Below are 19,092 nucleotides of genomic sequence, written 5' to 3'. Positions count from 1 at the left end.
CCTCATCCCCTGCCCGGCAGCCCTTGGGCGAGCCGGTAGTAGGCCTGGTTCCACCGCATCCGGTCAGCGAAACCGGCGGTGGTGGTCTGCTGGTCGATCACCAGCAGCTCGGTACGGAGCATGTGCGCGAAGTCCTGCAGTGTCTCCACCCCGACGGCCTGGGTCAGCACCGTGTGGTGGGGTCCACCGGCGGTCAGCCACGACTCGGCGGAGGTGGAGAGCGACGGCGCCGGCTTCCAGACCGCCCGGGCGACCGGCAGCTTGGGCAGCGGCTCGTCCGGCGGCACGACCTCGATCTCGTTGGCCACGAACCGGAACCGGTCACCGAGGTCGGCCAGGCCGATCACCACGGCGGGGCCGGACTGGGCGTCGAAGACCAGGCGGACCGGGTCCTCCCGGTCGCCGATGCCGAGCGGGTGGATCTCGCACGACGGCTGGCCGGTGGCGATGCTGGGGCAGACCTCCAGCATGTGCGCGCCGAGGATCTTCGGCTCGCCGGGCCCGAAGTGGTAGGTGTAGTCCTCCATGAAGGAGGTCCCCCGGCCGGTGCCGACACCCATCGCCTTCACCGTGGCGAGCAGCGCGGAGGTCTTCCAGTCACCCTCGCCGCCGAAGCCGTAGCCGTCTGCCATCAGCCGCTGTACGGCGATGCCCGGAAGCTGGCGCAGCCCGCCCAGGTCCTGGAAATTGGTGGTGAAGGCACCGAAGCCGCCGGTGGTGAGGAACTCGCGCAGTCCGAGTTCGATCCGGGCGGCGTACCGCAGTTCCTGGTGCCGGTCGCCACCCCGGCCGAGTCCCGGGGCGAGCCGGTAGAGCTCGGCGTACTCGGAGACCACGTTGTCGATCGCGTCGTCTGCCACCTGGTCGACCAGCTCGACCAGGTCGTTGACGCCGTAGGTGTTCACCGAGACACCGAAGCGCAGCTCGGCCTCGACCTTGTCGCCTTCGGTGACGGCCACGTCCCGCATGTTGTCGCCGAATCGGGCCAGCCGCAGGGTACGCAGGTGGGCGTAGCCGGTGGCGGCGCGGGCCCAGCCGTCGATCCGGGCCACCAGGGCCGGGTCGGAGGCGTGGCCGGCGACGGTCTTGCGGGCCACCCCGAGCCGGGTCTGGATGAACCCGAACTCCCGGTCGCCGTGGGCGGCCTGGTTGAGGTTCATGAAGTCCATGTCGATGGACTCCCACGGCAGTGCCGCGTTGAGCTGGGTGTGCAGGTGCAGCAGCGGCTTGCGCAGGACGTCGAGCCCGCTGATCCACATCTTCGCCGGCGAGAAGGTGTGCATCCAGGCGATCACACCGACGCAGTCCGGGTCGGCGTTCGCCGCGAGCATCACCTGGCGGATCGCGCCCGCGTCGGTGAGCACCGGCTGCCACACCAGTTCGGCGGCGACCGGTCCGGTCGCGGTGAGGGTCCGCTGGATCTCCTGCGACTGCTCGGCAACCTGCTGGAGCGTCTCCGGTCCGTACAGGTGCTGGCTGCCGGTGAGGAACCAGATCTGGGGAGTGGTGGTGGTAGTGATGGCGGATCCTCCTGTCCCGGGCATGATCACGCCTGCCCGTACACGTTCTGGTATCGGGCGTAGAGCGAGTCGACGTCGCGCTGCTCGATCGGCAACGGGGTGCCGAGCTGGCGGGCGATGTGCACGGTGCGCGCCACGTCCTCGCACATCACCGCGGCCTTGACCGCGGCGCGGGCACTCGCCCCGATGGTGAAGACACCGTGGTTACGCATGAGTACGGCGGGCGAGCGGTGCCCGCTGAGGGTGGCGACGATGCCCTGTCCGATCGAGTCGTCACCGATCAGCGCGAACGGTCCGACCGGGATCTCCCCGCCGAACTCGTCGGCGATCATCGTCAGTACGCACGGGATCGGCTCGGCCCGCGCCGACCAGGCGGTCGCGTACGTGGAGTGGGTGTGCACGACACCGTTCACGTGCGGCATGTGCTTGTAGACGTAGGCGTGCGCGGCGGTGTCCGACGAGGGGGCCAGCTCTCCGTCGACGAGGTTGGCGTCGAGGTCGGTCACCACCATGTTGTCGGCGGTGATCTCGTCGTAGCTCACCCCCGACGGCTTGATCACCAGCAGGTCGGCGCCGGGTACGCGGGCGGAGACGTTGCCCGCGGTCCAGACCACCAGCCCGTTGCGGGGGAGTTCGGCGTGGAGCGCGGCGACCTGCGCCTGGATGGTGCGGATCGTCGTGGCGACGGATTCGGTGACGGTCACCGGGCCACCTCCTCGGTCTGCAAGGCGCCGTCGGTCGCTCCGTTCGGGGCGGTGCCGGCGGCGGTCGCCTCGGCCATCGCCTCCCGCCGGATCGCGCGCAGCCTGCGCATCACCCGGTTACCTCCCCTGCCGAAGTGGTCGTGGAGCTGGCGGTACTCGTCGTAGAGCTGGTCGTAGCGGGCGGCGGCTGCCTCGTCCGGGGTGTAGACGGCGCGTTCCACCCGTCCCATCCGGGCCGCCGCGGCGCGGACGTCGGGGTAGGCCCCGGCCGCGACCGCCGCGTGGATCGCCGAGCCGAGCGCCGGCCCCTGGGCGGAGGTGATCAGTGATAGCGGCAGTCGGGTGACATCGCTGTAGATCTGCATCAGCAGCTTGTTCTTGGTGAGGCCGCCGACGACGAAGAGTTCGGAGACCGGCACGCCGGCACCGGCGAAGGTTTCGATGATGGTCCGGGTGCCGAAGGCGGTCGCCTCAAGCAGGGCCCGGTAGATGTCCTCCGGGCGGGTCGCCAGGGTCTCCCCCAGCAGCAGTCCGGAGAGTTCGTGGTCGACCAGTACCGAACGGTTTCCGCTGTGCCAGTCGAGGGCGACCAGACCGTGCTGGCCGACCCGCTGGGTCGCGGCCAGTCGGGTGAGGTACTCGTGCACGGTCAGCCCCTCGGCCTCGGCGGCCTGGCTGTAGCTCGCCGGCACCTGGGTCTCGACGAAGTGGCCGAAGATGTCCCCGACGCCGCTCTGACCGGCCTCGTAACCCCAGCTACCGGCGACGATCCCGCCGTCGACCACGCCGCACATGCCCGGTACCTCGCGCAGCTCGGCGCCGTTCATCACGTGGCAGGTCGAGGTCCCCATGATGGCGACCATCTGCCCGGGTTCGACGGCGTTGCCGGCGGCGGCGGTGACGTGCGCGTCGACGTTGCCGACCGCGACCGGGATGCCGACCGGGAGCCCGGTCCAGGCGGCGGCCTCGGCGGTGAGGGTGCCGGCGGCGGCGCCGAGGGCACCGATCGGCTGGTCGAGCTTGGTCGTGACAAAGTCCGCGAAGCCCGGGTTGAGCGCGGCGAGAAACTCCTGGTCCGGGTACTGACCATCCTGGAGGATGCCCTTGTAGCCCGCGCTACAGGCGTTGCGTACGTAGCTGCCGGTGAGCTGCCAGACGATCCAGTCGGCGGCCTCGACCCAGCGCTCCATCGTGGCGTAGACCTCGGGGTCCTCTTCCAACAGTTGCAGCGCCTTGGCGAACTCCCACTCCGAGGAGATCAGCCCGCCGTAGCGGGGCAGCCAGGATTCGCCTCGCGTGGCGGCGAGTTCGTTGATCCGGTCGGCCTGCGGCTGGGCGGCGTGGTGACGCCAGAGCTTGACGTACGCGTGTGGACGGTCGGCGAACCGGGGCAGTTCGTTGAGAGGCGTGCCGTCGGCGAGGGTCGGGACCATGGTGCAGGCGGTGAAGTCGGTGCCGATGCCGATCACCGCCGCCGGGTCCACGCCGGCCTCGGCCAGGGCTGCCGGTACGGCGTACCGCAGCACGTCGACGTAGTCCTGCGGAACCTGAAGTGCCCAGTCGGGACCGAGCCGGACGTCGCCGACCGGCAACGCGTCGGTGAGTACGGCGTGCGGGTACTCGAACACCGCAGAACCGAGTTCGGCGCCGTCCGCCACCCGTACCACGACGGCACGGCCGGACAACGTCCCATAGTCGACTCCGACTACGAGCGCTTCTGACGTATCGATCGGCATCTCTGACACCTTCGAGGGGCGGGCGGGCAGGGGCGGCGGCCTCGGATCGCAGGCTCGGACCCAGAGTGTTATCGCTAACAATTCTCGGGTCAACCGGACGCCGTAACATTTCAGTAACGAAGGGGTGGTTGCAGGTAACCCACCTGACTACATTCCGTTACCTGATGGCTGCCTACCGGACACCGTGTGGTCGCCCGTACCGGCCGGGGCCCGGTGGGCGCGACTCGCGCCGGGCAGAACCAGGGCCGCCCCGGCTCAGCGGGGCGGCGGGGCGACGCTGGACCGGGAAACCAGCGCCGGGGCGACCGTGTGCCGCTCGGTCGTCGGTCGACCCGACTCGATCTGTTCGAGCAGAAGGGAGAGGCTTGCCCTTGCCACGGCCCGGAAATCCGGCCGGACCGTCGTCAGTGGAGGGATGAAGTACGCGGCCTCGGGCACGTCGTCGAAGCCGACGACGCTCACCTCCTCCGGCACCCGACGACCCCGCTCGCTCATCGCCCGGAGGATGCCGAGAGCCAGGTGGTCGTTTGCCGCGAAGATCGCGGTGACCTCCGGCATCCGGGCGAGCATCTGCCCAGCTTGGTAACCCGACGCGGCCGTCCAGTCGGCGGGCATCAGCGGCGGCACCTCGACGCCGGCCAACTCCAGCGCCTGCCGCCAGCCCTCGATCCGGCCGGCGCTGTCGAACCACTCGGGCGGGCCGGAAACGTGCCATACCGTCCGGTGGCCGGCGTCCAGCAGGTGCCGGGTGGCGTCCCGGGCACCGGAGACCTGGTCGACGGTGACCAGCGCGGCCGACCGTTCCGGGTCGCCGTCGACCGCCACCAGCGGTACGTCCGCGGGCAGCGCGTCCAGCGCCTCGTTGGCCGACGTGACCGGTGCGATGACCATGATCCCGGCGACCCGGTGGTCGAGGTGCCGGGTGACCGCCTCGGCGATGGACGGCTGGTCGAGCACGCTCACGCTGGCCACACTCACCGCGAAACCAGACTCCGCCGCCGCCTGCTCGAACGCGGCGAGCAACGAGGCCGGACCGTAGAGGGTGGAGTTCTGGGTGACCACGCCGATCGACTGGGACCGCCCGGTGACCAGGGTGCGGGCCGCCCGGTTCGGTCGGTAGCCCAGTTCGGCGATGGCGGCGCGGACCCGGCTGCGGGTCTGCTCGCGGACGTTCGGATGGTCGTTGAGGACCCGGGACACCGTCTGGTGGGACACCCCGGCGAGCCGCGCGACGTCGGTCATCGCGGGGTTGCGCGCCATCCTGTTATCCACTTCGCTACCTCATTCGCCGAATTGCTCGCGGGCCACCACCCCGGGCAACGAGCGCCGCTCGGGAACCGATTATCGTCGGGTGCCTGCGCGGGATTCATCAGCCCGTCGCACGGGTAACCACAGCGAACCGGCTCGGTACGCCGGCGTCGGCCCCGTCCGGATCGACACTCTGCGTCATGTCGTACGCCGGACGGACCGGATCGGGTTTCGCTCCTCCCCCACCGGAGTCGACGTCACCCTGACTGCGATCATGTTAGCGATAACAATGCGATCGTCAAGAGTGCCGATCCCTCCGCGCAGCCGTTCTGCCCCACCGACAACCACTCGCCGAACGCCTCGACCACGCGCGGTGGGGCGTGTCCCGCCGCCGACGGGACACGCCCCGATCCGTACCGCCCCCAGCTCAGACGGGCGCCCTCACCACTGGATCGGCCGTCCGACCGACGGTACGGTCGGAAACTCCGGACTCCGCCGCTCACGCCGTCGCGCCCGCCGACGCGACCGGAGCAGCGACAGTCGCCCACCGAGCCGCACCGCCGCACTGGGCAACGGCAGGTGCCGCCCGATCGGCAGAAGATAGAGCAGCAGCGCCGCGCTCATCGCCGTACTGAAGCTGATCAGTCCCATCGCGACCGCGATCATGCCGTGGAAGATCAACCCGCCGACCAGCAACCGACGCCGGGCCGCCGGGCCGAGCAGGATCGCCAGCGCGAGGGCGAACTCGAAGGCAACCGCCGACCAGGTGAGCAGTGCGACCCCGACCGAGGAGTCGGTGATCACGTCGACCAGTGGACGCAGCCAGTCGGGAGCGCCGAAGGTCGGGTTGCGCAGCCAGTAGAACATCGACGTCCCGTCGGCCCACTCGCGTACGCCGAGCTTCGCCACCGAGGCGTGCAGGTACAGAACGGCCACCTGGATCTGGATCAGGACCAGAGCTACATAAGCCACCAACCTGGCCAAACCCGGCTCTCGGTCCGGCGGTCGCTGCCAGTGCCAACGACGCGGATCGGTCAGCGTCACCGGAAGCAACAGCAGGGTCAGCACGGCGGCCACCTGGTCACCGCCGTCCACGATCGAGGCGTTGACCAGCAGACTCCAGGAGACCCACCAGTGCAGGACACCGGTGAACCGGGGTCTCCAACCGGAAGCGACGACGAGCAGGATCGCCACACTCAGCCAACGGGCCGCCTCGCCCTGCCAGGCCGGCACGACGCACCAGACACCCGCCTGCATCGGACCGGCGCAGACCGGTCCCCGGCTCCCGTCGGCCAACGGCGACATCAGCACCGACGGCGCGGTGGCGAGCAACGTACCGAGGGTGGCCAGGGCGAGCAGCGTACGGGCCAGGCCCAGGCCGGAACCCCACGGCGCCTCGGCCAACCTCGGTCGGGCCCACCGCCCGAGCGAGACCAACCAACGGGTCAACATGAGACCACCACCCGTACGACCTTCGACGGCATCTCCGTCGGCAACCCGCGCCACGCCCACGGCAGCACGTCCTGCATCACCAGACCGACCTCGCCACAGACGCTGTGCAGGGTGGAGAAGTTCGTCACCCGTACCTCCCGGGGACGCAGGGCCGAGAGACAGTCGAGCGGCTCCCGCTCGCACGCGCTCCACTCCTCCGGCCGCAACTGGTTGGCCACGATCGCCACCTCGGTCCCCTGCGACCGGTTACGCCGGTTCAACCCCATCAGACTCGCCGGTCCCTCGTGCGCGCCCACGGTCAACTGCCGCCAGCCGCCGTCGGCACGGGCTCCGTACACCAGGACGTCCGGCGTACGCGGGCTCATCGTGAAGAACCCCCAGCCCTCCGGCACCACGGTCCGGAACGCCTGCGGGTTCCCGAACGGCAACTCGAAGGGGGTGGCCGGCAGCGCGGCGTGGAGCACGTACACCACGGCGACCACGGCGAGCGCGATCAACGACGCGATGCTCCGGCCGAGCCGCAGATCCGCCCGGTCCCCGGCGGAGGTCTCCGGTTCCGGCTGCCCGTCACAACCCGCGAGGGCGGTCCCGTCGACCTCGCCGGACGCTTCGGGACGGTCCGTGCCCTCGACTGTGCCGGCGCTCTCCGCCGGTGTGCGGTGCCGCCACACCGCGCTGCTGGTATCCATCAGGCTTCCCTCCGTCCCCGGGTCAGCGCACGCTGAGGTTCTGCGCGATGGCGCGGATGGTGATCTCGTCCGGCAGGTTCCCGGTGGCGAACCGGTCATCGATGCGCAGCGACCAGACAACGTAGATGTGCCGGACGATCACGATGATCCGGTAGATGACCACGTACCGCTGCCAGGCCAGAATCGTGCTGGCAGCGGAGCCGCCGACCGCCGCCTCCATGGCCTTGTCCATCGTGTCCCGACCCCACAGGTCGTCCAGCGCGAGCCGGGACTTCACCCCGAGGTCGTGCAGCGCCGGGGCGATCTGGTTCGGGTCACCGGACTGAACCCGGCTGGCGAACGACTCGCCCCACTTCCCGTCACGGCTGATCGCCGCGCCGATCGCCTCCTTGGAACGCTTCGCCTCCTCGGTCCACTCGATCGCCGGCCGCTCCAGCCCGGCCAGGTGCCGCGCCGCCGGACCGTCGGCGAACAGGATCGCGTCGGCGAGATCCACCGCCTTGTAGACCGGCGCCGCCGCCGGTGCCTCCGCCCGTACCTGCCCGGCGTAGCCGATGCCGAGCGCGACGACCGCGAACAGCGCCGCCGCCCACACCCACTGCCTTCGAACTGCGTCGATGAATACCAACTCGTTCACCCTCTCTGACCTGCGATGCGGCGACTGCCCCCTCGGCAGCCGCCTGCGATCAGGATCAGCCGGGCCGGGCGACGGCGGACAGGACCACTTCCCGGCACACTTCGCCGCCGTACTGGCTCTGGACGTGAGCGGCATCGATGTGCGCCACAACCCCGCCACAACCGCCGACGGTGTTAATGGAGACCCACAGGGCAACCGAAGGAGAGGACCCGATGACACGTACGCGCTGGCGAGTCGGCAGGCTCGCCGCCACCGTCGTAATCCCCACGGCGCTGCTCGGCCTGACCCCGGCCGCCAGTCACGCCTGCTGCGACCCCGAGGACGACCGGGTACTGGTCTCCGTCAACGGCACGATCTGCTGGGAACAGATACCAGCCGACGTACCGGCCACCACAGCCGAGCGGGGCGGCACGGCCATCGTCACCGTGACCCTGTCGCAGCCGTTGAAGGAACCGGTGACGGTGCTGTTCCGCACCACCGACGGGACCGCGGTGGCGCCGGACGACTACATCGCGATCGGGCAACGCCGGGTGACCATCCCCGCCGGTGCGAAGGGCGTCGAGGTGCCGGTGCAGATCCAGGCCGACAACCGACGGGAACCCGACGAGTGGTTCGGCGTGACCATCTCCGACCCGTCGACCGGCACGATCGGCCAGGGCCGGGCAGAAGTCGTGATCAAGGACGGTGCCCCGCCGAAGAGTCGGTAGGCACACCGAAGGGTCAGAAGGTACCCGGAGCGGCGACCGGCCGTGCGTGCCGTTCGAGGCGCACGGCCAGCTCTCCCGCCTCGGCGACCGCGTTCGCCCGCCGGTAGAGCGCCACGGCCAGCCGCCAGTGCTGCTCCGTACCGGTCCGGTCACCGAGGCGCCGACCCAACTCGCCGAGGTCACGTCGGACCCGCGCCTCCTCGTACGGGTCCGGTATCCGCCCACGCAGCGCCAACGCGTGCCCCAGTTCCTCCCCCGCGGCGGCGAGGTCACCCGCCGCCAGGTACGCCTGCCCGATGTTGTGCCGGGTGACCGCCTCCAGGTGCTGGTCGGCGAGGTCACGGGTGAGCAGCAGGGCGCGCCGCAGCGGGCTCGTCGCGGCGACCGGATCCCCCTTGCGCAGCAAGGCCAGCCCGAGGCCGTTCATCGTCTCCGCCTCGTACCGGCGGTCGCCGATCGCCTGGTAGACCAGGAGTGCCCGGCCGAGATGGTCGAGCGCCTCGTCGAGCGCACCACGGCCCAGGTCGGCCTCACCGAGACTGTGCAGGACCGCGGCCTCCAGTCGGGGGTTGCCGACCTCCCGGGCGATCGCCAGCGCCTCGGCAAGGTCAGGGGTGCTGCGCTCGGGCCGGCCCATCCGGACATAGGTGTGGCCGGTGTTGTTGAGTGCCAGGGCGATGCCGAGCCGGTAGCCGCTCGCGGTGTGGATCGCGAGCGCGTGCCGGAACGCCGTGACCGCCTCGTCGAACCGGCGCAACCCGCTGTACGCGGCCGCGATGTTGTTGTAGACGTGCCCCGCCCCGCGCTGGTCGCCGCTGGCCAACATCAGCGGCAGCGCCTCGTGCAGGCTGGTCAGCGCCGCGTCGAAACGGCGCGCCATGATGTGGGCGACGCCGAGCCCGCTGAGCATCAGCCCCTCGGTGGCCGGATCCCCGATCTGCCGGGCGGCGGAGACCGCGAAGCGGCACATCTCCACCCGCTCGGGCCAGTGCCCTCGCGAGTCGTAGAAGCCGATCAACAGGTACGTCAACTGCCACGCGGCGGTCGGCAGGCCGTGTTCGGCCGCGTACCGGGTGATCGGCAGCAGGTTGCCCCGCTCGGCGTCGAGAAAGGCGAGCGCGGCGTGGTGTTCGGCCGGGAACGGCGGCGCGGCCGGTGGGTGGCGCAGCACCGCGGTGACCCGGTCCCGGCCCGGGTCGAGCACCCGGTTCGCGGCCGTGGCGACCGCGAGGTACCAGTCGACGATCCGCAGCACCGCCTCGTCCCGCCCCGTCGCGGTCTCGTCGACGGCCGCGCACTGTTGGGCGAAGAGCGCGATCAGGTCGTGGAAGCGGTACTGGTCCACACCGGTCTCGACGGCGAGGTGCGCCACCACCAGTTCGTCGACGATCCGCCGCGCCTCGTGCGGCGGCAGGTTCGCCACGGCGGCGGCGAGCAGGGTGTGGAACGTCGGGCCGGGGTGGAGGCCGAGCAACCGGAACAGCCGGGCAGCGGGTGCGCTCAGCGCCCGGTACGCACTGGCGAAGACGGTCCGTACGCTGCGCGAGTCACCGTCGACGGTGAGCGCGTCGAGCCGGTTCGCACCGGCGAGTTCCGCCACCAGGTTGCCGATCGTACGGCTGGGCCGGCTGGCCAGCTTCGCCGCCGCGATCCGCAGCGCCAACGGCATCCGGTCGCAGAGCCGGACCAGCTCAGCCGCGGCGGTCCGCTCCCGCTGCACCGCCCCGCCGCCGAGCAGCCGGGTCAGCACGGTCAGCGCCTCGTGGTCCGGCAACACGTCGAGGCTGAGCGCACAGACGGCGTGGTGGGTGTTGAGCGCGGCGATGGCACTGCGGCTGGTGACCACCAGCATGGTGCCGACACTGGCGGGAACCAGCGGCAGTACGTCGTCGGCGGTGCCGGCGTTGTCGAGCACGATCAGGATGCGGCGGCCGTGCAGCAGCGATCGGTAGAGACTGGCCTGTTCGGTCGGCTCGGCCGGGATCCGGTCCGCCGGTACGCCGAGACTGCGCAGCATGTGCGAGAGCGCGTGCCCCGGTGGCAGCGTCGACTCCCGGTCGTGACCGCGCAGGTCGACGAAGAGTTGCCCGTCGGGGAAACGGTCGGCGACCCGGCGGCCCCACTGCACCGCGAGCGCGGTCTTGCCGATGCCCCCCGGACCGGAGATGAGTGCCAGCCGCAGGTCCCCGCCCGGGTCGTCGAGGAGGTGGTCCAGGAGGGAGAGTTCCGGTGCCCGACCGGTGAAGAACCCGACCGGGGCGGGTAACTGCATCGGCGTCGGCATCGGCGGCCCGGCCGGTGCGTCCGTACCCGTGGTGATCCCGGTGGCGACCACGCGCCCTGCGCTGGTCGGTCCTACGGCGACCGGCACGGCCGGCGCCCCGGTGACCGGTGCCGGCTCGGGGTCGAGGCCCGGGTCGCGTCGGAGGATCCGGGTGTGCAGGCGGGCCAGTTCCGGACCGGGATCAACGCCGAACTCCTCCGCGATCCCGGCCCGCAGCCGCTGGTACGCGTCGAGGGCGTCGGTCTGTCGGCCGCAGCGGTAGAACGCCAGCATCAGCAGGGCGACCAACCGTTCCCGCGACGGGTATTCGACCAGGAGACGTTCCAGCTCACCGACCGCGTCGACGTGCCGACCCAACTGGAGTTCCGCATCCCACCGGTCCTCGATGGCGGCCAGCCGCACCTCGGAGAGGCGGTCCACCTCCGCCGCGCCCCAACCGGTCGGCTCGGCGTCGGCGAGGGCCACCTCGTGTCGCCAGAGTCCCAGGCCCTCACGTAGCCGGGCGACGGCCCGCTCGGGCGCCCCGGCGGCCAGGTCGTCGCGGCCCCGGCGGGCGAACTCCTCGAAGCGGATCGCGTCGACCGTCTCCGGCGCCACCCGCAACGCGTACCCGGACTCGCGGGTGACCAGCACGTCGGGCAGGCCGCAGAGGGTCAGCGCCGACCGGACCCGGGCGACGTGACTGTGCAGGGACTTGACCGCCGTACGGGGTGGGTGTTGCCCCCAGAGGGCGTCGACCAGCCGCCACTGCGGCACCACCGTGCCGGCCTTCAGCGCGAGCAGTCCGACCACGGCACGCTGTCGCGCGCCGACGAGCAACGCGGGGCCGGCCGGGCCGAGCACCTCCACCGGCCCGAGCAGGCGAACCTGCCGCCGCGCCGGGGTGTCCCCGCCACCGCTGCCGGCGGGCACCACCGCTGGGCTCACCCCGACCGGTTGGCCCGGGGCCGGGACGGTGGCTTCTCCGGCCGCCGACGTGCCCCCCACGGTCCCCCCTTCCGCGCGGGCGAACACGCGTCACGAAGTCGCCTCCACCGCAGCATAGGTCCAGAATCGATCGATGGACAGCAATTGACCTAGATCCGCCGCAACCGTCGGCGGCTCGCCACAACCGTGGCACAACCGGCTTGCAGCCCGGGTTCCGTAGACCTGGGTCATGCGGCACCAGACCATCCTCACCATTCCGATCACGGTCACCCGGCACAGCCGGGAACCGCTGCACGAGCAGATCGCCGCGCAGGTCGGCACCGCCGTGGAACACGGGTTGCTGGCCTGCCGGACGCAACTGCCGTCAACCCGGACGCTCGCCGCGCTGCTCGGCGTCTCCCGGGGGGTGACGACCGCGGCGTACGAACTGCTGTTCACCCGTGGCTACCTGGAGAGCCAGCCGGGCTCGGGGACGTACGTCGCCGGCCGCCCGGCACCACGCCAGCCGGACGGCCGGTCGGGGCGGGCCGGCCCGACCCTGGACACACGGCGGCTGACAGCACCTGCGGGCCGGACGGCACCCACCCGCCCTCGGGTACCGCCCGGCCGGGTCGGCGTGCTCGACCTGCGGCCGGGACAGGTCGACATCGAGGCGTGCCCCCTGCCCGCCTGGCGCGCGGCGTGGCGACGGGCGAGTTTCCACCGGCCGCCGGCGCAGCCGTTGCCCGCACTCGGCCTGCCCGAGCTGCGCCGCGCGGTCGCCGAGCACCTGGCCCGGAGCCGGGGTGTGCCGCTCGCCGGTCGGGACGTGGTGATCACCGGTGGCACGGCGCACGGGTTGCGGCTGGTGCTGGACGCGTTGGGGCTGCGGGGACGCCAGGTGGCGATCGAGGAGCCGGTGCCGCCTGCGCTGCACCGGGCGGCCGGCGGGGACCTGGAGCGCCCGGCCGCGCTGCCCGTCGACCGTGACGGCGCCCGGCTGGACGGGGTGGGACCAGCCTGCCGGGCGATCGTGTTGAGCGCGGACGCCCAGGTGCCGCTGGGACACGTGCTCTCGGCGCAACGACGCCGGGCGGCGGTGGCCTGGGCTGCGGGCAGCGGCGGGCACGTCGTCGAGATCGCCTGCGACGCGGTCTTTCGGCCCTCGGTGAGTCAGCTACCCCGGCTGTACGGGACCGCGGGTGCGCGGTCGGTCCTCGTCGGAGGCTTCTGCGAGCTGCTGACCCCGGCACTCAACCTCGGGTACGCCCTGGTGCCGCGCGATCTCACCGCCACCGTCGGTCGGCTGCTCGGCGAGTACGCCGGGCAGCCCCCGTACCTGACCCAGCTCGCGCTGGCGTCGCTGCTGCGCGACGGAGTGATCGTCCGGCTGATGCACCGGCTCGACCGCCGCTTCACCGCTCGTCGCCGGATCGTCGAGTCCGCGGTCTCGCCGTTGCGCCGGATCCGGCTCGGCGCCCCGCACGCGGTCAACACCGAGGTGCTCTACCTGCCGGATCGGCTCGACCCGCGTCGGGTCGCCGACCTGGCGCTCGCCCAGGGTGTACGGGTGGCGACGCTGTCGCCGTACCACTTCTCGGGGCGGGCGGTGCCGCCGGCAGTCGTGATCGGTTTCGGGCACCAACCGGACGCGGAGCTGCGGCTGAGCATGTCCCGCCTGGTCGACGTCCTCGCCACGGCAGGGTAGCCGGCGCTTTCGGTGGAGCCGTTCCCGCAGGCCGGGCCACGACGGTGGCACCGGCATCGCGGCTCAGGTCGTCGGTGGTTCCAGCTCGAAGATCAGGCAACTGGAGGTGGCGTGGGCGATCAATCTGCCGCTGCTGTCGAGCACCTTCGCCTCGGCCAGCGCGGTGCGTCGTCCGCGTTGCAGCACCGTTGCCTCACCGCGCAGTACGCCCGACGCCACGGTCGCCGGACGGAGGAACTTCACGTTCAGGTCGAGTGAGGTGTAACCGACTCCGGCCGGCAGGGTGCTGTGCACGGCGCAGCCGGCGGCGGTGTCCAGCAGGGTGGAGAGCACTCCACCGTGCACACTGCCGAGTGGGTTGTAGTGGAACTCCTGGACCGGCATCTCGACGGTCACCCGGCCCTCGTCGGCCGTCATCCGGGTCATGTCGATCAGGTGCATCACCGGTGGTGGCGGCAGCTCTCCCGCGATCATCGAACGGAGCAGTTCGAGGCCGCCGCGCCGCCCCAGACTCGCCGCGTTGATCGCCGGGTCGGACCAGGTGAAGGTACGGCTGCGCGGTTGCGGTATCTCGTCCACGACGCCGGCCTGCTGAGTCTGAGTCACAGACGCAGCGTCGCAGGCGTTGCTGAGTCTGTCAACAAGACCTAGCCTGTCGGTGTGACCTCGACACCACTGGACTGGGAGCCGGACAACTGCACCATCGCGCGGGCAATGGCGATCCTCGGCGAGCGCTGGACCGTGGTGGTGCTCCGCGAGGTCTTCACCGGCGTACGCCGCTTCGACGACATGCGCGAACGGACCGGCATCCCCCGGCAGGTGTTGACGAACCGGCTGACCCGACTCGTCGACCAGGGGCTGCTGCGGAAGGAACCGTACCGAGAGCCCGGTGCCCGACAGCGGCACGAATACCGACTCACCGAGAAGGGACTCGACCTCTGGCCGGTGCTGGTCGCACTCCTGACCTGGGGCGACCGCTACCTCGCCGACCCGGAGGGTTCCCCCCTGGTCGCCGCCCACCGCGACTGCGAGGCGCCGGTCCGGATCGAACTGCGCTGCGCCGACGGACACGAGGTGAGCACACCCCGGGCCGTGGTGCCCCGGCCCGGACCGGGACTGCGCCGTCGCTGACCGGTCGGCACGCCGCAGTGCCACCGACTTCGACTACTGTCGCTCCGACGCCTCGGCCGGCTGCGGGTGCAGCGGTGGGCTGTCCACGGCGCAGTGAACCCGTACCGGACTGATCGGCTCGGCGGCGTCTGCTGCCACCTCCGGCTCCGCCGACCGCCGTTGCCCGGGAAGCCGGGACGGGATGCCGACCAGTGCGATCACCGAACCGAGCAGCAGCAGCCCCGCACAGATCAGCATGGCCACCCGGTAGACCGGCCCCAGGTCGGCGGCGTCGGTCAGGCTGCCGGTGCCTATCCCCGAGGCCAGCGGCAGGACGGCGACCGCGAGCAGACCGGCCGCACGGGCAACCGCGTTGTTGACACCGCTGGCGATGCCGGCGTGCCGCTCGTTCACCGAGCCGAGCGCGGTGGCGGTCAGCGGCGCCACGGTCAGGGAGAGTCCCAGGCCGAGCAGGAGCACCGCCGGCAGAACCCCGGAGAGATAGGTGGCCCCCGGCCCGACACCGGCGAACAGCACCAGTGCCCCGGCACAGACCGCCGGCCCGACCGTCATCGGGATCCTCGGGCCGATGCGCTGCCCCAGTGCCCCGGCGCGGGCCGAGAGCAGCAGCATCAGCACGGTGACCGGAAGCATCGCCGTCCCCGCCGCCAACGGACTGAACCCCACGACGACCTGGAGATTCAACACGACCAGGAAGAACACGCCGCCGAGCGCGGCGTAGACGGCGAAGGTCACCAGGTTCACCGCGCTGAACGCCCGAATACTGAAGACCTCCAGCGGCAGCATCGGGTGCGGCGAGCGCCGTTCGGCGACGACGAACCCGACCATCCCGGCGACTCCGACGGCCAGAGTGACCAGCACGGTCGGCGACTGCGGCCCGGCGGTCGGCCACTCGGTGAACCCGTAGGTGAGACCGGCGAGACCCGCCGCCCCGGTGAGCAACCCGACGACGTCGAACCGGTGGGGCGCGTCGGGATCACGCGACTCGGGTACGTGCCGGATCGCGACCAGCGCGACCACCGCCGCCAGCGGTACGTTGATCAGGAAGACCAGCCGCCAACTGGCGACCTCGACCAGCCACCCCCCGAGGAACGGCCCGAGGGCACCGGCGATGCCACCCAGGCCCGACCACGCCCCGATCGCCTTGGCCCGGTCGTCCGGATGGAACGACGCACCGAGGATGGCGAGCGCTCCCGGGGTGAGCAGCGCCCCACCGATGCCTTGCAGGACACGAGCCCCGACCAGGATTCCCTCGTTCGGCGCCAACCCGCAGAGCAAGGAGGCGATGGCGAACCAGACGACGCCGACGACGAAGATCCGACGGCGGCCGAACCGGTCACCCAGCGAGCCGCCGAGCAGGATCAGCGAGGCCAGGCTGAGTGTGTATCCGTTGACGGTCCACTGCAGGGCGGCGGCATCGGCGTGGAAGTCGTCACCCATGCGGGGCAGCGCAATGTTGACCACGGTCGAGTCGACGAAGGCCAGGCCGGAGCCGAGCACGGTGGCGAGCAGCACCCAACGGCCTGCGGGTTGGCCGTACCGGACCAGACCGCCGGCCTGGTCGTCGCGGGTCGGGTTCATCGCTGTTCCTTCGGTACGGGCCTCCCAGGCCAATCCTCGCCGATCATGACGTCTGCCAGGGCGTATACCGCGTTCGCAAGGTGTGCTCGTGCCGGTTCTACGGATGCTGGCACTCTACGGAATCCTCCGGCTACCCGTTGCTCTCAAAGGGTGACCGTCACAGAATGTGTCGAGTCCGCCATCCGATGTGGACGGACTCGCCTGGACAGCGGCGTGGAACGTCCGGGCCAGGCCGCGAAGGCGGTCAGCGCTACGCCGATTTCGTTGAGCAGGCGGGCGACGGCTTCGTGAAGCTCGACCGACATTGGCTCGTTGACGAAGGGGTGATCGGCCGGGCTCGCGCCGACCATCCGCGCAGTGATCGCGGCTACGGCGGAGAATTCAGACATGGTTCGGGTCTCCCTCGACGTCCGGGTTTCGGTGACACCGAGTAAGTGGGCCAGGGTCACGGGTGGTGTTCACGGCAAACAAAAAAGACCCTCCCTTGGGCGTCGTCCACGGGGAAGACAACGCGCGTCCAGGGCGGGCCCGTTCTGCATTTTTTGCGGCGCCTTCTGGTGCTGCCGGGCTACTCTCCTCGAAGCTGCGCTGCCCGAGGGTGAGTAGCGGACCCAGGTTGCCGTCGGCTCAACAGCCCACGCCGGGCGCTGTACCGGAGCGCCGCCGTGCAGGCGCGGCGCGCCCTGTGGGGGCGCGCCCTTGTCCAGGCAGGGCCAGGGCAGGCCACACACGCAGTACCGGCGGAGTCCGCGCCAGACGCGGCGGTGCGGGACTGCGGTGGTCGGCTCGGGAACGGGTCGGGCGAGCCTCTTCCAGGGCCAGCCGGACCAGCGACGGAAGACAAACATCGCGCATCTCCTCCGGTGCGGCGCCGTTGTCGGGTCCGTCTGAACCTAGGACGGTGCGCGGCCGGCGGTCCACGAAGTTGCGAGTTGTTGCGTCAATCCAGTTCGGCGAGCGCCTTGGAGATGAGCGCGCGGGCGGGCCGCCCGTACTCGGCGGCGGCTTGCAGGCGCTCGAACATACGACCGTAAAGTTCGATCTCGTGCGGGCGGGAGACCTCGATGCTGGCTGTCGGGGTTTCCAGGGCAGCTAGGCCGTCATCAAAGATCCAGAACCCCGCCGACGGCACGGCCCCGCGTTCGGTCATGAGCGGGATGATTCCGACTGACACGTTAGGCAGCGACATCACGGCTAGCAGCCGGTCGAGCTGTCCGGCCTGCGTCTCGGCGTCGCCGAACCACGTTCGAAGCGCCTGTTCCTCTAGCACCACCGCGAACCGTTTACCACGCCGGTAGATGACCCGCTGTCGCTCCATCCGCGCCGCGACCGCCTCGTCTAGGTCATTAGGAGTTTCGAGGAAATCAATCCAGAACGACAGCATCGCGGCTGAGTAATCCGCCGTTTGAAACAGGCCAGGTATGACGTTGTGCTCGTAAATCCGGAACAGCTTGGTCTGCTCGTACAGTGCGACGGTGTGTGCTCCGAGAACCCGTTTCATGCCCGCTCGGCCCTGCCGGCGGAATTCGAGATACGCAGACTCGACGGCGCGCAGCGTGGCAATTAGGTCTGGGGCTTGGTCATCTGCGTCGCACACCCGGCACCAAGCGCGAATATCGGCGTCGGTCGGGGGCTGTACGCCGTGTTCGATCTTGCTGACGCGGGTGTAGTGCTGGCCGGTGGCCTCGGCCAGCACCCGCCCAGAGAGGCCCGCATCTTTGCGGATCTCCCTGAGGCGGACGCCAAGCGCGTCTTGTGCCTGGCGGGCAGCGCTAGACGGGTTGGTAGTCACAGTGGGGTATGGACAAGTGCCAGACTGCCTCGAACGCCGATCGGCATAGCTCAAGGTCTGCCGGGTTAGTGGAGGACAGCATTGCCGCATTCAGACCGCCACCCGTGTAGATCAGGAAGACGGCCAGGCGGTTATCGAAGAGATAGAAATCGTTACCGGGGATGGGGACCGACGAAACGAGGCGACGCGGTACCCAGCGGATGTCCTCACCCGCCTCGACCATTGGGCCGGCGATGCTGTGTGACCACCGCTGATACTCGCTCAGGGGTTCGGAAACGATGCGGGCGCGGCGTACCGACTTGCCCGCCTTCACGTGCTTCCGGAGAGTGCTGCACCAGTCGCCGAGCCATGCGAGGTCGTCCGGCTCGCCCGCTGCCCACTTCGCCATGTACGGCAGTTCGATCGCCGTTCCGTAGGCGTCGCGCGTCTCCAGGTGCAAGGAATCACGCTCGAAGGTGCGTAGCAAGCTGTCGAACTCGGCCTCACTGATCGGGGTCACGGCCCTCCTTGAAGAACTGAAGCATCCTGTCGGGAATCTCGACACAGCTCTCCCCATCGGGGATGTTCATCTGCGCGAGGGCGCCCTGGTCGCTCACCCAGCCTTGGACCACCCAGCTACCCCGGTCCGTGCGGTACACGGTGGGAGAGCCGGTCGGGTTCGACTCCGGATCCTTACCCACGAACGTTAACTTCACGGTTCGCTCCTTGTCCTCGTGGTTGCGGAAAGTTGCGGTCAGAGCATCGTGGTTGCTGAATGTACGGGCGTCAAGCCCTGAAGTAAGTGCCGGGGGCGGCGGTCTGGTGGCGCCCCCTCGGTCTGCCCAGGGCGGGCCGGTGACGCCCTGCGAGACCTCCTCGGACGACGGAACCCGAAAGTTTCGTCATCCCCCCATTCAGGTTGTAGAGGAGGAGGGGAAGCCCTCTAAAGCAGCTATATGAAGATGACGGAACTTCCGGCAGTTCCATCACCCCGCGCGCCTCCCGCACACCCCGCGTT

Annotated in this window: 17 protein-coding genes; 3 read left to right on the top strand and 14 right to left on the bottom strand. The window is 70.5% G+C overall.

Translation table 11 applies throughout. The features are described from left to right. Positions 1 to 2 precede the first annotated feature (2 nt). From araA to ACIBF5_RS21160, 7 genes are all read right to left on the bottom strand, one after another. A complete protein-coding gene (gene araA / locus ACIBF5_RS21190) occupies positions 3 to 1,544 on the bottom strand; it encodes an L-arabinose isomerase (protein ID WP_396814108.1) in 1,542 nt (513 codons plus the stop codon). Positions 1,545 to 1,546: 2 nt separating this feature from the next. Further along, positions 1,547 to 2,224, bottom strand: coding sequence for an L-ribulose-5-phosphate 4-epimerase (locus ACIBF5_RS21185; RefSeq protein WP_396814106.1), 678 nt, complete (start codon positions 2,222 to 2,224; stop codon positions 1,547 to 1,549). Then, complete coding sequence (gene araB, locus ACIBF5_RS21180; RefSeq protein ID WP_396814104.1) at positions 2,221 to 3,960, bottom strand: ribulokinase; 1,740 nt, start codon at positions 3,958 to 3,960, stop codon at positions 2,221 to 2,223. Before araB ends, ACIBF5_RS21185 begins: the two co-directional genes overlap by 4 nt. A 255-nt stretch (positions 3,961 to 4,215) precedes the next feature. Continuing rightward, positions 4,216 to 5,202 carry a LacI family DNA-binding transcriptional regulator gene (locus tag ACIBF5_RS21175; RefSeq protein WP_396814320.1) on the bottom strand — a complete coding sequence of 329 codons (987 nt, stop codon included), beginning with the start codon at positions 5,200 to 5,202 and terminating at the stop codon, positions 4,216 to 4,218. Positions 5,203 to 5,649: 447 nt separating this feature from the next. Then, positions 5,650 to 6,660 (bottom strand): sporulation-delaying protein SdpB family protein, encoded by a 1,011-nt coding sequence (locus ACIBF5_RS21170; protein ID WP_396814102.1) that lies wholly within the window; start codon positions 6,658 to 6,660, stop codon positions 5,650 to 5,652. Next, the gene (locus tag ACIBF5_RS21165) at positions 6,654 to 7,349 is read right to left on the bottom strand and encodes an SdpA family antimicrobial peptide system protein (RefSeq protein ID WP_396814100.1); all 696 of its coding nucleotides are present in this window, start codon (positions 7,347 to 7,349) and stop codon (positions 6,654 to 6,656) included. Before ACIBF5_RS21165 ends, ACIBF5_RS21170 begins: the two co-directional genes overlap by 7 nt. 22 nt (positions 7,350 to 7,371) lie before the next feature. Further along, positions 7,372 to 7,986 (bottom strand): hypothetical protein, encoded by a 615-nt coding sequence (locus tag ACIBF5_RS21160; RefSeq protein ID WP_396814098.1) that lies wholly within the window; start codon positions 7,984 to 7,986, stop codon positions 7,372 to 7,374. Positions 7,987 to 8,198: 212 nt separating this feature from the next. Here ACIBF5_RS21160 and ACIBF5_RS21155 point away from each other — a divergent pair, with 212 nt between their 5' ends. Further along, positions 8,199 to 8,693, top strand: a complete 495-nt coding sequence (locus ACIBF5_RS21155) for a Calx-beta domain-containing protein (RefSeq protein WP_396814096.1) — start codon at positions 8,199 to 8,201, stop codon at positions 8,691 to 8,693. Between the two features lie 13 nt (positions 8,694 to 8,706). Here ACIBF5_RS21155 and ACIBF5_RS21150 read toward each other — a convergent pair whose 3' ends face one another. Next, entirely contained in the window at positions 8,707 to 11,964 is a 3,258-nt protein-coding gene (locus tag ACIBF5_RS21150) for an AfsR/SARP family transcriptional regulator (RefSeq protein ID WP_396814094.1), read from the bottom strand. A 169-nt stretch (positions 11,965 to 12,133) separates the two neighbouring features. Between ACIBF5_RS21150 and ACIBF5_RS21145 the strand changes: the two genes are divergently transcribed. Beyond that, positions 12,134 to 13,591 carry a PLP-dependent aminotransferase family protein gene (locus ACIBF5_RS21145; RefSeq protein WP_396814092.1) on the top strand — a complete coding sequence of 486 codons (1,458 nt, stop codon included), beginning with the start codon at positions 12,134 to 12,136 and terminating at the stop codon, positions 13,589 to 13,591. A gap of 63 nt (positions 13,592 to 13,654) precedes the next feature. Here the strand turns inward: ACIBF5_RS21145 and ACIBF5_RS21140 are convergent, their stop codons facing one another. Next, a complete protein-coding gene (locus ACIBF5_RS21140; RefSeq protein WP_396814090.1) occupies positions 13,655 to 14,197 on the bottom strand; it encodes a PaaI family thioesterase in 543 nt (180 codons plus the stop codon). Between the two features lie 108 nt (positions 14,198 to 14,305). On the opposite strand from ACIBF5_RS21140, the gene ACIBF5_RS21135 reads away from it, so the two are divergent. Beyond that, entirely contained in the window at positions 14,306 to 14,722 is a 417-nt protein-coding gene (locus ACIBF5_RS21135; RefSeq protein ID WP_396814317.1) for a winged helix-turn-helix transcriptional regulator, read from the top strand. Between the two features lie 33 nt (positions 14,723 to 14,755). Here ACIBF5_RS21135 and ACIBF5_RS21130 read toward each other — a convergent pair whose 3' ends face one another. The 5 genes from ACIBF5_RS21130 to ACIBF5_RS21110 all read right to left on the bottom strand — a co-directional run bounded on the left by ACIBF5_RS21130 (position 14,756) and on the right by ACIBF5_RS21110 (position 18,790). Next, positions 14,756 to 16,303: an MFS transporter gene (locus ACIBF5_RS21130; protein WP_396814088.1), complete on the bottom strand. Its 1,548-nt coding sequence runs from the start codon at positions 16,301 to 16,303 to the stop codon at positions 14,756 to 14,758. Positions 16,304 to 16,446: 143 nt separating this feature from the next. Next, complete coding sequence (locus ACIBF5_RS21125) at positions 16,447 to 16,692, bottom strand: hypothetical protein (RefSeq protein ID WP_396814086.1); 246 nt, start codon at positions 16,690 to 16,692, stop codon at positions 16,447 to 16,449. Positions 16,693 to 17,243: 551 nt separating this feature from the next. Then, positions 17,244 to 18,095, bottom strand: a complete 852-nt coding sequence (locus tag ACIBF5_RS21120) for a helix-turn-helix domain-containing protein (RefSeq protein ID WP_396814084.1) — start codon at positions 18,093 to 18,095, stop codon at positions 17,244 to 17,246. After that, positions 18,076 to 18,594, bottom strand: coding sequence for a DUF6879 family protein (locus tag ACIBF5_RS21115; RefSeq protein WP_396814083.1), 519 nt, complete (start codon positions 18,592 to 18,594; stop codon positions 18,076 to 18,078). Before ACIBF5_RS21115 ends, ACIBF5_RS21120 begins: the two co-directional genes overlap by 20 nt. After that, positions 18,578 to 18,790 carry a hypothetical protein gene (locus ACIBF5_RS21110; RefSeq protein ID WP_396814081.1) on the bottom strand — a complete coding sequence of 71 codons (213 nt, stop codon included), beginning with the start codon at positions 18,788 to 18,790 and terminating at the stop codon, positions 18,578 to 18,580. The genes ACIBF5_RS21115 and ACIBF5_RS21110 overlap by 17 nt, the downstream gene beginning before the upstream one ends. Between the last annotated feature and the right edge of the window lie 302 nt (positions 18,791 to 19,092).

Source organism: Micromonospora sp. NPDC050417, assembly GCF_044458865.1.
Taxonomy (GTDB): Bacteria; Actinomycetota; Actinomycetes; order Mycobacteriales; family Micromonosporaceae; genus Micromonospora_G.
Note: the sequence above shows the minus strand (reverse complement) of the source record. Positions and strands in the feature narration are given on the sequence as shown.